Origin of the sequence: Variovorax sp. TBS-050B (genome assembly GCF_029893635.1) — a bacterium.
In the GTDB taxonomy this organism is placed as follows: Bacteria; Pseudomonadota; Gammaproteobacteria; order Burkholderiales; family Burkholderiaceae_C; genus Variovorax.
In genome coordinates this window covers 1,427,978-1,440,470 of the sequence record NZ_JARXYR010000002.1, presented here as the reverse complement: position 1 = coordinate 1,440,470, position 12,493 = coordinate 1,427,978, and the positions used below count along the sequence as shown (strand labels likewise).

General features: G+C 70.1%; 13 protein-coding genes and 1 pseudogene. 9 read left to right on the top strand and 5 right to left on the bottom strand.

Translation table 11 applies throughout. From position 1 onward, the window contains the following. The first annotated feature begins 67 nt into the window (after window positions 1-67). The 5 genes from M2165_RS09905 (at window position 68) to M2165_RS09885 (ending at window position 4,867) form a co-directional block, all read left to right on the top strand. Window positions 68-1,276: a biosynthetic peptidoglycan transglycosylase gene (locus M2165_RS09905; protein ID WP_280814475.1), complete on the top strand. Its 1,209-nt coding sequence runs from the start codon at window positions 68-70 to the stop codon at window positions 1,274-1,276. Then, a complete protein-coding gene (locus M2165_RS09900; protein ID WP_280814474.1) occupies window positions 1,273-2,025 on the top strand; it encodes a GNAT family N-acetyltransferase in 753 nt (250 codons plus the stop codon). Before M2165_RS09905 ends, M2165_RS09900 begins: the two co-directional genes overlap by 4 nt. A gap of 67 nt (window positions 2,026-2,092) precedes the next feature. Then, window positions 2,093-2,992 (top strand): pirin family protein, encoded by a 900-nt coding sequence (locus tag M2165_RS09895; RefSeq protein WP_280814473.1) that lies wholly within the window; start codon window positions 2,093-2,095, stop codon window positions 2,990-2,992. Window positions 2,993-3,066: 74 nt separating this feature from the next. After that, entirely contained in the window at window positions 3,067-4,167 is a 1,101-nt protein-coding gene (locus M2165_RS09890; RefSeq protein WP_280814472.1) for a flavodoxin family protein, read from the top strand. A gap of 130 nt (window positions 4,168-4,297) precedes the next feature. Continuing rightward, window positions 4,298-4,867, top strand: a complete 570-nt coding sequence (locus M2165_RS09885) for a Spy/CpxP family protein refolding chaperone (protein WP_280814471.1) — start codon at window positions 4,298-4,300, stop codon at window positions 4,865-4,867. A gap of 98 nt (window positions 4,868-4,965) precedes the next feature. Here the strand turns inward: M2165_RS09885 and M2165_RS09880 are convergent, their stop codons facing one another. Continuing rightward, on the bottom strand, window positions 4,966-5,394 hold the full coding sequence (locus M2165_RS09880; RefSeq protein WP_280814470.1) for a serine/threonine protein kinase: 429 nt from the start codon (window positions 5,392-5,394) through the stop codon (window positions 4,966-4,968). A 217-nt stretch (window positions 5,395-5,611) separates the two neighbouring features. Here M2165_RS09880 and M2165_RS09875 point away from each other — a divergent pair. From M2165_RS09875 to M2165_RS09865, 3 genes and pseudogenes are all read left to right on the top strand, one after another. Further along, window positions 5,612-6,395: pseudogene (locus M2165_RS09875) on the top strand (endonuclease/exonuclease/phosphatase family protein). A gap of 10 nt (window positions 6,396-6,405) precedes the next feature. Continuing rightward, a complete protein-coding gene (gene clsB, locus M2165_RS09870; protein ID WP_280814469.1) occupies window positions 6,406-7,671 on the top strand; it encodes a cardiolipin synthase ClsB in 1,266 nt (421 codons plus the stop codon). Then, complete coding sequence (locus M2165_RS09865) at window positions 7,668-8,654, top strand: lysylphosphatidylglycerol synthase domain-containing protein (RefSeq protein ID WP_280814468.1); 987 nt, start codon at window positions 7,668-7,670, stop codon at window positions 8,652-8,654. The genes clsB and M2165_RS09865 overlap by 4 nt, the downstream gene beginning before the upstream one ends. Here the strand turns inward: M2165_RS09865 and M2165_RS09860 are convergent. The 4 genes from M2165_RS09860 to M2165_RS09845 form a co-directional block, all read right to left on the bottom strand. Next, window positions 8,651-9,223, bottom strand: a complete 573-nt coding sequence (locus M2165_RS09860) for an acyloxyacyl hydrolase (protein WP_280814467.1) — start codon at window positions 9,221-9,223, stop codon at window positions 8,651-8,653. The genes M2165_RS09865 and M2165_RS09860 overlap by 4 nt on opposite strands. Before the next feature lie 157 nt (window positions 9,224-9,380). After that, window positions 9,381-10,568, bottom strand: a complete 1,188-nt coding sequence (locus M2165_RS09855) for a metallophosphoesterase (protein ID WP_280814466.1) — start codon at window positions 10,566-10,568, stop codon at window positions 9,381-9,383. Window positions 10,569-10,764: 196 nt separating this feature from the next. After that, entirely contained in the window at window positions 10,765-11,256 is a 492-nt protein-coding gene (locus M2165_RS09850) for a hypothetical protein (protein WP_280814465.1), read from the bottom strand. Between the two features lie 141 nt (window positions 11,257-11,397). Next, entirely contained in the window at window positions 11,398-11,880 is a 483-nt protein-coding gene (locus tag M2165_RS09845; protein WP_280814464.1) for a hypothetical protein, read from the bottom strand. A gap of 336 nt (window positions 11,881-12,216) precedes the next feature. Here M2165_RS09845 and M2165_RS09840 point away from each other — a divergent pair, with 336 nt between their 5' ends. After that, window positions 12,217-12,471 carry a hypothetical protein gene (locus tag M2165_RS09840; RefSeq protein ID WP_280814463.1) on the top strand — a complete coding sequence of 85 codons (255 nt, stop codon included), beginning with the start codon at window positions 12,217-12,219 and terminating at the stop codon, window positions 12,469-12,471. Window positions 12,472-12,493: the final 22 nt, after the last annotated feature.

Below are 12,493 nucleotides of genomic sequence, written 5' to 3'. Positions count from 1 at the left end.
GAGTTTTGTGAACACGACCCTGAGATCTGCGATTTACGGCCTGTTGGCCCTGGTGGTGACAGCATTGGTGGCGATTTTCCTGATCGCCCGGTTCACGCTGGCGCCCGCCGCGGGCGAATGGGCGGGAACGCTCAGGTTCGGCCCGCTGCATCTGGAAGTCGGCGTGCCGACGGCGCTGCGCCTCGCGACATCGAAGTGGTTCGCACCGCGCCTCGACGGCCGCTCGCTCGACACCCGCTTCGGCCGCGTCGACGTGGCCTGGAAGGAAGCCTTCGGCGGCCTGGAACTTCGCTGCGCGCCCTGCCGGGCCGAAGTGCAGGCGCTCGGCGCGCAGCCGATCCAGGTCGACGCGCTGGTCGTCACCGTGCGGCGCGAGGGCAACACCCTGGCCGGCACGCTCGTGGCCACGCCGCGCAAGGCCGGCGCGCAGGAGGTGCTGCAGGGCACCTGGGAAGGCCGGCTCGCGCTCAAGAACCTGCAGCTCTCCGCCGACATCAAGGACGCGCCGATCGCACGCTGGTACGCGGTGCTCGCGCCCGACCTGCCCGAGCTGCAGCGCGCGCGCATCGGCGGCACGCTCGCGCTGCGCGGGCAGCTGCTGCTGCCCGAGGCGACCTTCGGCGTGCAGCCGGTGGTGAGCCAGTTCAGCGTCGAAGGGCTCGGCACCGAGGCCATGCTCGGCGCCCGCACGAGTTGCGGGCCGCCCTCGAAGCTCGCCAACGACAGCTGGCTCGCCCGCGCCGTGATCGCGGCCGAGGACCAGCGCTTCTTCACGCATGCCGGCTATGACCTGACCGAGATCGTGGCCTCGGTCCACAACAACCAGAAGGAAGGCCAGCCCATGCGCGGCGGCAGCACGCTCACGCAGCAGCTCGCCAAGATGCTCGTGACCGGCAGCGAGCGCACGGCCGAACGCAAGCTGCGCGAGCTGCTCTACGCGGTCGAGATGGAGCAGACGCTCGGCAAGGCGCGCATCCTGCAGCTCTACCTCGACAACGCGCCGTGGGGCGGCAACCTCTGCGGCGCCGAAGCCGCCGCCCGGCGCTACTTCAAGCGGCCGGCGCGCAACCTCGATCCGGCGCAGGCGGTGTGGCTCGCGGCCATGCTGCACAAGCCGCAGGCGGTGCTCGAGCAGTGGCGGCGCGACGGCCAGATCGATCCCGCGCGCACGAAGTGGGTGGCCGAGAGCGTGCGCGGCATCAGCCGTGCCCAACGCGAGGTGCTGCTCAAGAAGGTGGCGAGCGCGAAGTTCGCCGCGCCGGAAGCCACGCCATGAACGACGTCGAAGCCATCGAGCGCGCCACGGTGGCGGCGGTGTCGCCCGCGGCCGTCGAGGAGCTCGATGGCTGGCTGCTGCCCTTCGATGAAGGCTCCGTCAAGCGCGCGAAGTCGGCCGTGCCGCTGGCGCACGCCGAAGTGCGCGAACGCACGCTCGACCGCATCGAGGACCGCTACGACAGCCGCCAGCTGGTGCCGCTGCTGCGGATCGCGGACGAAGCCTGCTTCGACGGCCTGCGCGCCGAACTCGAGCGGCGGCATTACGTCGGCGATTCGCCCACCTGCGTGCAGATCGGCACTGCGCGGCGCATGCGCGCGGTGGCGGCGGCCGATGCGAAGCTGGCCGAGGTCGAAGCCACGCCCGACGAGGCCTGGGCCGCGCTGTTCCTCGGCGAGGGCTTCGATCCGGTGGACGGCGCGCACCGGGTGCGGGCGCTCTCGCGCGCGGCGGGCTCGCTCTACGCGAGCGTGCGCGAAGGCCGCCGCACCGTCGCCGCGGGCGCCATGGCCTTTGGCCACGGCTGGGCCAGCGTGCACGGCATGCGCACCGATGCCTCGCAGCGCGGCCGCGGGCTGGCCGGCCGCGTGCTCGCGGGCCTGGCCGAAGCGGCGCTCGCGCGCGGCGTCGAGCGCGTGTTCCTGCAGGTCGATGCGCAGAACCCGGCAGCCCATGCGCTCTACCGGCGTGCCGGCTTCGCCACGCGCTGGCAGTACCGCTACTGGCAGCGGCAGCAGTGGCCGCGCTGAACGGGCGCGCGCCGGCCGGCATCCCCCACAGGTGGCGCGGTCGGCGCGTTGGTGCCACCATGGCCGCATGACGAACGCGAACCACCACCCCCACCACCCCACCGACCCCGTGGCCACGCCGCGCGGCATCGACCACATCGTGGCCGGTGTTTCCACCAGCGACGGCGACGGCGTCAAGCTCACGCGCGTGCTGCAGCAGCCGCTGCAGAAGCGGCTCGATCCCTACCTGATGCTCGATGCCTTCGGCAGCGACAACCCCGGCGACTACATCGGCGGCTTCCCGAGCCATCCGCACCGCGGCTTCGAGACCGTCACCTACATGATCGCGGGCCGCATGCGCCACCGCGACAGCGCCGGCCACGAGGGGCTGCTGCAGAACGGCGGCGTGCAGTGGATGACCGCCGGCCGCGGGCTGGTGCACAGCGAACTGCCCGAGCAGGAGGAAGGCCTGATGGAAGGCTTTCAGCTCTGGCTCAACCTGCCCGCGAAGGACAAGATGCGCGAGCCCTGGTACCGCGACATCCAGAGCGAGGAGATTCCCGAATACACCACCGCCGCCGGCGTGCACGTGCGCGTGATCGCCGGCGAGAGCCACGGCATCAAGGGTGCGGTGCGGCGCGAGCAGACCGAGCCGCTCTACCTCGACATCACCCTGCCGCCGGGCGCGGAGTTCGCCCAGCCGCTCGCCGACGACCGCAATGCGCTGGTGTACGTCTTCCGCGAATCGGTCTGGATCGCCGGCAGCGAGGTGCCCACGCGCCGCATGGCCATCCTCGCCAACGACCCGGGCAGCGACGGCATCGTGCTGCGCGCGGGCGCCACCAACCACAGCCCGGCACGTGCGCTGCTGATCGCGGGCAAGCCGCTCAACGAGCCGATCGCGCAGTACGGCCCCTTCGTGATGAACACCCGGGAGGAAGTGACGCAGGCGGTGCACGACTTCCAGAGCGGCCGGTTCGGACGCTGATGTAGTCGCCGGCCTACCGGAATTCGGCGGGCCGTGCGGCTCACGGGCGCGCGGCGGCGGCCTAGATTGAGGCCATGCCCTCCAGCACGCCCCCCGCGCGCCGGGTGCCCGAGGTCCGCAAGGGCCAGGCGCCCGGCAACCTGCAGCGCGAGCAGTTCCACGCGCGTTTCATGCAGCCTTTCCAGGATCCGGCCTTCCAGGCCGAGCACGAGGCGCTGCAGCGCATCGAACGCATCGCCTGGCAGGCCTACGACGAAGGCCGCAAGGCGCCGGTCACGCGCAAGGCCGGCCCCGGTTACGCCGATCCGGACTACGAACTTTCGGTCGACTGGCTCGAAGCCAGGGCGCGCATCGACGCGGCCCAGGCCGCCTGGGGCCGGCCGCAGACGCGCTCGCGGGTGCTGCTGGTCAACGGCTCGCCGCGCAACGACCGCACCTGCCCCGGCGAGATCTCGAAGACCTGGCGGCTGGTGCAGCTCGCGCGCGAGGTGCTCGAAGGCTGCGGCATCGAGGTCGACGTGCTCGACCTGAGCCTGCTCACCTCCGAGTACGGGCGCCACATCCATCCGTGCAAGGGCTGCGTCTCCACCGCGATGCCGCTGTGCCACTGGCCCTGCAGTTGCTATCCCAACCATGCGATGCGCCAGACCGGCGACTGGATGAACGAGATCTACGAGCGCTGGGTCGCGGCGCACGGCGTGATGCTGTTCACGCCCACGCACTGGTACCAGTCGGCCAGCCCGCTCAAGCTCATGGCCGACCGGCTGGTCTGCGCCGACGGCGGCAACCCCGATCCCACCAGCACCCACGGCAAGAAGCCCGAGGAGGCCAAGGCCCTGGAACTCGAAGGCTGGGGCTATCCCAAGCACCTGGCCGGCCGCGTCTACGGCCTGGTGGTGCACGGCGACGTGGCCGGCATCGAGAGCGTGCGCCGCAACCTGTCGGACTGGCTCGACTGGATGGGCCTGATCGATGCGGGCGCGCAGGCGCGGCTTGACCGCTACGTCGGCTACTACGAGCCCTATGCCACCAGCCACGATGCGCTGGACGCCGACGCCGACGTGCAGGAAGAAGTGCGCAACGTGGCGCGGGCCGTGGCGCTCGCGGTGGGCGAGCTGCGCTCGGGCAAGCTGCAGCCGCCGGACCGCGGCCTGAAGCCGCCGCGGCCCAAGTGAGGCGGCCGCCGGGTTCATGATTCTTTACGCACGCTCACGGTCGGCTCACGCGGGCGATACAGAACGCTTCCACACTTCGATCCATCTGCTGCCGCCTGGCCGCAGAGTTCTTCGAAAGGAAGCACTTCTCATGATCTCTCTTCGCCAACGCATCGTCTGGGCCAGCCTGCTCGGTTCGGCCGCCTTCGCCTCGTCGGGCGCTTTCGCGCAAACGCAGACCCCGGCCGCCGTCTCCACCCCGCCCGCGGCCGTGGCCCCGGCCGACGCTACCGCCGCGCCCAAGGCGCAGCACGCGCAGCGCATGGACCCGCAGCAGCGCATGGAACGCATGCAGGCGCGCCGCGCCCAGCGCCTCGCGGCACTGAAGGAAAAGCTCCAGCTCAGCGCCTCGCAGGAAAGCGCCTGGAGCAGCTTCACCGCCTCGACCCAGCCGCCGGCCGGTGCGCGCCCGCAGCGCATGGACCGTGCCGAGTTCGCCAAGCTCACCACGCCCGAGCGCCTGGAGCGCATGCAGGCCCGCCAGGCCGAGCGCAGCGCGCGCTTCGCCAAGCGTGCGGAAGCCACCAAGACCTTCTATGCCGCGCTCACGCCCGAGCAGCAGAAGACCTTCGACGCCGAAACGCTGCGCATGCACGGCCACCGCGGGCACCATGGCCACCGCGGCCATGATGGCCAGGGCGCCGCGCCCGCCAAGAGCTGAACCGGACCACCGGCAGCCCCGGGGGGCGCCGGGACGACGAAAAGCCCGCGATGCATCGTGCACCGCGGGCTTTTTTGTTGCCGTTCACGCGCCGCCGGTTATTGCGGCGTGCCCGTCCTGTCGGTCGGGTTCGTCGGCACGTCCGGGCGTTCGCCGCGCTCGCCGAACTGCGGCTTGACCTTGCGCGCCATCATGCTCACCTGCGCACGCGACATCTCGCCCGTGGGCTGCGGCAGCGCATTGGGCTGGCCGTTCACGGTGGTCGTGACCTCGCCCTTCGGCACCGGGTTGTTGATGTTGTTGCGGTTGTGGGCGCGGGCCTCGGCCTTCACCGCCTCGCGCGAGACCGGCATGCTCCCGTCGGGCCGCTGGGGCGGGTTGGGCGCGCCGGCGGGCGTCTGCGTGCTGGCCTGGCCGCCCAGGGCCGGGTCGGGCTGCGCGGGGATCGAGGTGGCCTGCGCCATCGCGGCGCCGGCCATGGCCATCAGGCCGGCCAGGGCCGTGGCCTGGAGGATTCGTTGCTTCATGGTGTGTTCCTTGGGACGAAAGAGGGTTGGAGAAAGCGGGGCCTGTTCGTGACCCTGAATTCACCGTAGGAGGGGCCGAAACCGGGCCGTGTCGGGGTGGGGCAGCCCTGGCTGTAGGAACCGGCCGTCCCGTGCCGCAAGGCAGCCGGCAGGCCGCGAAGAAGGTGGCGCGTTCCTACAGTCAGGCGCCGTGCGGCAACGTACAACCGCATGAAACATGTCTTCCTCCCCGATCCCTCTTGCCACGGCGGCGCCGACCACGCTCAAGGTCATGACGGTGAACACCCACAAGGGCTTCACCGCGCTGAACCGCAAGTTCATCCTGCCGGAGCTGCGCGATGCGGTGCGCACGGTGGGCGCCGACGTGGTGTTCCTGCAGGAGGTGCTCGGCACGCATTCGCGCCATTCGCGCAAGGTGAGCAACTGGCCGGAGGCGCCGCACTATGAATTCCTGGCCGACACCATGTGGCCGCAGTTCGCCTACGGCCGCAACGCGGTGTACCCGCGCGGCCATCACGGCAATGCGGTGCTGTCGAAGTTTCCGATCGTGCACTACCGCAACCACGACGTCTCGGTCGCCGGTCCCCGAGAAGCGCGGCCTGCTGCATTGCGTGCTGCGGCTGCCGGGCCGCACGGTGGACGTGCATGCGATCTGCGCGCACCTCGGCCTGGCCGAAGCGCACCGGCAGCAGCAGCTCGAACTGCTCTGCCACATCGTGCGCGACGAAGTGCCGGCCGACGCGCCGCTGATCGTGGCCGGCGACTTCAACGACTGGCGCGGCCGCGCGCACCGCGTGCTGGAGGAAGGCGCTTCGCTGCGCGAGGTGTTCGTGGCGGCGAACGGCACGGCCGCCAAGACCTTCCCTTCGCGCTTTCCGCTGCTGCCGCTCGACCGCATCTACGTGCGCAACGCGGGCGTGCATGCGCCCGTGGTGCTGCCGCGCCGGCCCTGGTCGCACCTGTCGGACCATGCGCCGCTGGTGGCGACCATCGACCTCTGAGGTGCCTGCAATGAACGACAGCGCCCGTTGGGTCGGCGGCAACCGCATCGAACTGCTGGAGAACGGCGAGGAGTTCTTTCCTCGCGTGTTCGACGCGATCCGGCAGGCGAAGCGCGAGGTCATCATCGAGACCTTCATCCTGTTCGAGGACAAGGTCGGGCTCCAGCTGCATGCGGCAATGCGCGCGGCGGCGCAGCGCGGCGTCAAGGTCGACCTGATGGTGGACGGCTTCGGCTCGCCCGATCTCTCGCGCGAGTTCATCGAGGGCCTGAGCGCCGTCGGCGTGAAGGTGCGGGTGTTCGATCCCGGCTCGCGCGTGCTCGGCCAGCGGCTCAACGTGTTCCGGCGCATGCACCGCAAGATCGTGGTGATCGACGGCGAGGTTGCCTTCGTGGGCGGCATCAACTATTCGGCCGACCATCTGCTCGACTTCGGTCCCAAGGCCAAGCAGGACTATGCGGTGGCGCTGGCCGGGCCCATCGTGGCGCAGATCCACCAGTTCGTGCTGCGCGCGATCGCGCTCGGCGACAAGGGGCCGCGCTGGTTCCGCCGCCGCCTGCAGCAGGCGCCGCCGGTCACGCGCGCGGCCGTGGGCGAGGTGGAGGCGATGTTCGTCACGCGCGACAACCGCCGCCACACCAACGACATCGAGCGCCACTACCTGGCCGCGATCCGCGCCGCGCGCACGCGCATCGTGATCGCCAATGCCTACTTCTTTCCGGGTTACCGCATCATCAAGGAACTGCGCCGCGCGGCGCGCCGCGGCGTGGACGTGCGGCTCATCCTGCAGGGCGAGCCCGACATGCCGATCGTCAAGACCGCCGCCAGCATGCTCTACCACCACCTGCTGCATGCGGGCGTGCGCATCTACGAATACTGCGACCGGCCGCTGCACGCCAAGATCGCGCTGATGGACGATCGCTGGACCACGGTGGGTTCGAGCAACCTCGATCCGCTGAGCCTGTCGCTCAACCTCGAAGCCAACGTGATCGCGCGCGACAGGGCCTTCAACCAGCTGCTCTGGGAGCGCATGGACACGCTGATGCGCGAGAGCTGCAAGCGCATCCACGAAGCCGATCTCGAGACCGGCTGGAGCGGCTGGCGGCTGGTGCGCAGCTTCTTCATCTTCCACTTCCTGCGCTGGTATCCCTCGTGGCTGGGCTGGCTGCCGCGCCAGGTGCCGCGGCTCACGCTGGCCGAGGCCACCGACCTGGCCGAGAAGCAGCGCGGCAAGACCGGCGACAACGGCGCGACCCAGACCACGGAGGCGGCGTGAGCCCCGCACCCGTCCATGCCCTCGGCACGGGCCGGGGCGCGCACCGGCCCTGGTGGCCGTGGCTGCGCCGCATCGGGGCCTGGGCCTTCTTCGGCCTGATCGGCTGGCTGCTCGTGAGCCAGGCGCGCGCCATCGACTGGCAGGAAGTCTTCGACGCGATGCGCGCCCTGCCCGCTTCCACGCTGCTGCTCGCGGGCCTGCTGGCTGCGGCGAGCTTCGCGATCTACAGCACCTACGACCTGCTCGGGCGGCATCTCACGCACCATGCGCTCGGCACGCGCACCGTGATGGGCGTGACCTTCATCAGCTACGCCTTCAACCTGAACCTCGGGTCACTGGTGGGCGGCGTGGCCTTCCGCTACCGGCTCTATTCGCGGCTCGGGCTGTCGAACGGCATCATCACGCGCGTGCTCGGCTTCAGCATGTTGACCAACTGGCTCGGCTACCTGGTGGTGGCGGGTGCGGCCTTCTGCTTCTGGCCGCTGGAACTGCCGCCCGAATGGCGCGTGGGCAACACCGGCCTGCAGGTGCTGGGCGCAGCGCTGCTGCTGGTGGCGGCGGCCTACCTGCTGCTGTGCGCACTGGCGAGCGGCCATGTGTTCCGCCTGCGGCGCCATTCGTTCAAGGTGCCCACGCTGCGCATGGCGCTGCTGCAGCTGGTGCTGTCCTGCCTCAACTGGTCGGTGATCGCGAGCGTGATCTGGGTGCTGCTGCAGGGCCAGGTGGCCTACCACGCGGTGCTCGCGGTGCTGCTCGTGGCCGCGGTCGCGGGCGTGGTCACGCACGTGCCGGCGGGGCTCGGCGTGCTCGAGGCCGTGTTCATCGCGCTGCTCTCGAACGACGTGCCGCAGGGCCGTCTGCTCGGCGTGCTGCTGGTGTACCGCGGGCTCTACTACCTGCTGCCGCTGGCGGTCGCCACGCTCGCCTACTTCGCCACCGAGCTGCGCGCCCGGCACTGGCGCAGGCGCCACCCTTCGCACTAGAAGTGGTAGGTGTAGCGCAGCCGGACGAAGTTCTCGCCCGGGTTCGGCTTCTTGATGCCCGCGTTCGAGAAGTGCTGCACGCGCAGCGCCAGTTCGTGGCGGCCGTTGTCGCCGAAGCTGCGTCCCACGCCGAGCACCTCGGTGAACTGGAAGGTGGTGCTGAAGCTGCGGTCGGGCGAGCGGTAGAGGCGGTCCATCAGCGTGGCGCCGACGCCGGCTTCGGCAAACCAGGGCGAGCGTCCGCCGTCGAAACGGTAGCGCCAGGTGTAGATCGCGCCGAGCTGGGTGTAGTTGTGCGAGCCGCCGCCGATGCCGGGCGCATGCCACTGGCTCGCGAACAGGTCCCAGTACGAGGTCAGCGCACCTTCGCGCACCCCGTGCGGGGACCAGGGCAGCGTGAGGCCCACGCTGGCCGAGTTGGTGGCGCCCTGGTCGCCATGCGGTGCGCGGCCGCCCTCGAAGTAGATGCCGCGTGTACCGTCCTCGAAGGCCTGCGCGTCCGTGCCGGCGAGCCCCAGGAGGGCCGCGAGCACGGCGGCCGCGAAGAATGCCGACCGTTGTTTTTTCATGACGTGATTTACTAGGTCAGATGACGAAAGGTCTTGATATTTACTTTCCGTCGCCGGCCGCGCTTTGCGTCGAGGCTATTGCCATGTCCGCGGGTAGGACTTCTTCAACAGAACCGGCGCGGCGCCGGATTTGCTGCTGCGAAGAAAAACTTTGGTCTCAATCGCGCGCGGCGATGAGCGTCACCAGCGTGATTTCCGAAGGCGCGCCGAACCGCTTCGGCGGCCCCCAGTAGCCGGTGCCGCGGCTCACGTAGATCCACATGTCGTGCAGCCGGTGCAGCCCGGCGGTGAAGGGCTGCTGCATCGGCACGAACAGGTTCCAGGGAAAGAACTGGCCCCCGTGCGTATGGCCCGACAGCTGTAGCTGGTAGCCCGCGAGTGCGGCCGACGGCGCGCTGCGCGGCTGGTGCGCGAGCAGCACGCGGGTGTGCACCAGCGGCGGCGCGTCGAAGAGCGCGAGCTGCGGATCGCTGGCATGCGCGGCGTCGAAATGGCCGGCGGTGAAATCCGTCACGCCCGCGAGCACCAGCTGGCTTTCGAACAGTTCCTCGTCGGTCTGGGCGCCGCGCACGTTGCGCGTCTGCAGCACCACGTGCTCGTTGAGCAGCACCGTCAGCCCGAGCCGCCGCAGTTCGTCGATCCAGGCGTGCGCGCCCGCGTAGTACTCGTGGTTGCCGGTGACGACGAAGGTGCCGTGCCGGGCGCGCAGCCCGGCCAGCGGCGCGATGTGTTCGCGCAGCTCGGCCACCGTGCCGTCGACGAGGTCGCCGGTGATCGCGATCGCGTCGGCGCCGAGCCGGTTCACCGTGTCGACGATGCGCTGGATGTAGCCGCTGCGGATCGTCGGGCCGACGTGGATGTCGCTGATCTGTGCGATCGTGAAGCCCTCGAGCGCCGCGGGCAAGCCGCGGATCGGCACCTCGACGCGCTTCACGCCGGCCGTCCGCCGGGCGTTGAGAAAGCCCACCACCGACACCGCCGTCGCCAGCGCCAGCACCGCCAGGGCGCTCCACGGCAGCACCGCCTGCCACGGCACGGCCCAACCGGCCACGGAAGCGGCCGCCCACGCCAGCAGCAGCCCTGCGTCGCGCACCAGCGTCAGCACGAAGGTGGACGAGAACCAGCCCATGCTGATCAGCCCGGTCCACTGCAGCACTTGGCGCGCGGTGGCGCTGCGCTCGGCACGGCGCGAGACGAAGGGCAGCGGGATCGTGGCGGCCGAGACCGCCAGCGCTGCGAGCGCCAGCGGCCACGCGGGCGTGAGCATGGCCAGCGCCGGCAGCAGGCGCAGCGCGATGTAGACATGCAGGAGCGCGGTCAGGACGCTCAGGGGGCGTATGGGCATGGGGGCAAAGGGAACGGGCGCTGCCCGGGATGCGGTATCTGCAAGCCGCATGCCGTGCGTTCAAGGCACCTCCCCGCCCGTCGCCAGCTATTTTTTCTATAGCGTCGGGCGCCCGGATCGCGGGCGCTGCACGCGAGCCGGACCGCAGGATTCTAGTGCGGCGCCCGCGCTGCCGCCGGGCGGGCGAAAGAAGGGCCTACCGCACCGCGCCCGTGCCGGCCGAGGCCATGTCGGTGCCCGCGGGCCACAGGAATTCGAGCCGCGCCGGCGCGCCCGGCATCACGTGCAGCGTCTGCCTGAGCGTGTTGCCGCGCAAGCGGGCCTCCACTTCGTAGGTGCCCGGATCGAGCCGGGCGAGCATGAACGGCCCGGCCGCCACCACGTCGTCGAGCAGCGCGGTGCCGGTACCATCGCGCACGGTCAGATGCACGTCGGAGGCGAATTCCGCGCCCTTGTGGTCCTTGATCGCGAACTCGAAGGTCGCGGGCCAGCGCGGCGCCACGGTTTCCATGAGCTTGGCCTCGTCGCTGCCGATGCCGCCGCTCATGTATTCGATGCCGTGGGTCATGTGGATTGGCGGATTGACCGCCGCCATGGCCGGCGAGGCGAGCGCGCCGAGAAGAACCGCGCCGCCAAGCACGGCGGCCGCCAGGGGGCCCATGCGCAAAGATGAAGTCCGGGTGTTCATGGTCTGGATCCTTTCTTCCTTGTCGGTGAACGTGGCGAAAAGAAGAACGCCACGGCGCCACTGTGCGGCGCCATGCTTAGACAAGGCTGAACGGACCCGGGCCGCAAGCCCGGCAGCGACGGGAGGAAGTGCGGCGGGCGCTCAGCGTGCGGCGGCGGTCTGCGCCAGCGCCTGCGTCTCGGGGGCGGGCGGCAGCACCGAGGCCATGTCGAAGTTCGACGGCCACAGGAAGACCGCACGGGCGGGCACGCCTGCGATCACCGTCAGCGTCTGCGTGAGCGTCAGCCCGCCGAGCGTGACGTTCACGTCGTAGGCGCCGGGATCGAGCCGCGCGAGCATGTAGGGGCCCTGCGACTGGGCCTCCATGACCGCACGGCCGGTGTACTTCTCGCGCACCTGGACCTTGGCGCGCGCCGGGAACTGGCCCTTCTGCTTGCTGTCGTTGATGCCGAATTCGAGCGTCGCGGCCCAGCGTGGCGCCACCATCTGCATGAACGCGGCTTCGGTCTTGTTCGTGCCGCCGCACATGTATTCGACGCCCTGCGCCATCTGGATCGGGGGGTTCGAGAAGGCCTGCGCCGGGAGGCTGAGCGCCCCGAGGACTGCTGCCGTGCCGCCAACCATCAGGACAGCGAGGGGCTGCCGTAGACGCATAAGGTTCATTGCTTCGATGTCCTCGATAAGGGTGACGTGAATCCGTCGAGGATTTTGCTTAGCAAGAGTGGTGCTAGATATAGCGTTTACGAGGAAGCATCCTCGTCAACCGTCTGTAAGCTATTGTTTTAATAGCTGGTGACGCTGGTGTGACGCGCCCCGGAACCTTTTGTAACGCTTGGCTATGTGAAAACCCTGAGCACGCGGGCCGTCCGTCCGAAGCGGTGCGTCGCATGGGGTCGACGCCTACACCGGTGCACCGGCCCGATGGTTAAGAAGAAGTTCACACAGAAAAGGAGCTTTCAAATGACCATCGGATCGAAGATCAAGCAACTCCAGCAGATGGACGCCCGGCGTCCCGACTTTCCGGGCGAGCACCTTGCCGTGCTCGGCGCCGGGCTGTTGCTGCTGCTGACCGCCGGCCGCAGCCGCTCGCTGCCGCGCCGCGTGCTCGCGGGCGCCGCCGGCGGCGCGCTGGTGGGACGCGCCGCCAGCGGCACGGGCGGGTTGGCGCGCGTGGCGCGCATGCTCCAGGGCGGCATGCCGGTGCGCATGCGCTAGGCGCGGGCGCGACGCGCCGCCC

Excerpts from the sequence above, each read along its gene's own strand:
- clsB (WP_280814469.1), top strand. The coding sequence starts at position 6,406 with ATGAACGACAGCGCCCGTTGGGTCGGCGGCAACCGCATCGAACTGCTG.
- M2165_RS09880 (WP_280814470.1), bottom strand. The coding sequence starts at position 5,394 with ATGAAGCAACGAATCCTCCAGGCCACGGCCCTGGCCGGCCTGATGGCC.
- M2165_RS09860 (WP_280814467.1), bottom strand. The coding sequence starts at position 9,223 with ATGAAAAAACAACGGTCGGCATTCTTCGCGGCCGCCGTGCTCGCGGCC.
- M2165_RS09900 (WP_280814474.1), top strand. The coding sequence starts at position 1,273 with ATGAACGACGTCGAAGCCATCGAGCGCGCCACGGTGGCGGCGGTGTCG.
- M2165_RS09890 (WP_280814472.1), top strand. The coding sequence starts at position 3,067 with ATGCCCTCCAGCACGCCCCCCGCGCGCCGGGTGCCCGAGGTCCGCAAG.
- M2165_RS09845 (WP_280814464.1), bottom strand. The coding sequence starts at position 11,880 with ATGGTTGGCGGCACGGCAGCAGTCCTCGGGGCGCTCAGCCTCCCGGCG.
- M2165_RS09895 (WP_280814473.1), top strand. The coding sequence starts at position 2,093 with ATGACGAACGCGAACCACCACCCCCACCACCCCACCGACCCCGTGGCC.
- M2165_RS09885 (WP_280814471.1), top strand. The coding sequence starts at position 4,298 with ATGATCTCTCTTCGCCAACGCATCGTCTGGGCCAGCCTGCTCGGTTCG.
- M2165_RS09850 (WP_280814465.1), bottom strand. The coding sequence starts at position 11,256 with ATGAACACCCGGACTTCATCTTTGCGCATGGGCCCCCTGGCGGCCGCC.
- M2165_RS09840 (WP_280814463.1), top strand. The coding sequence starts at position 12,217 with ATGACCATCGGATCGAAGATCAAGCAACTCCAGCAGATGGACGCCCGG.
- M2165_RS09855 (WP_280814466.1), bottom strand. The coding sequence starts at position 10,568 with ATGCCCATACGCCCCCTGAGCGTCCTGACCGCGCTCCTGCATGTCTAC.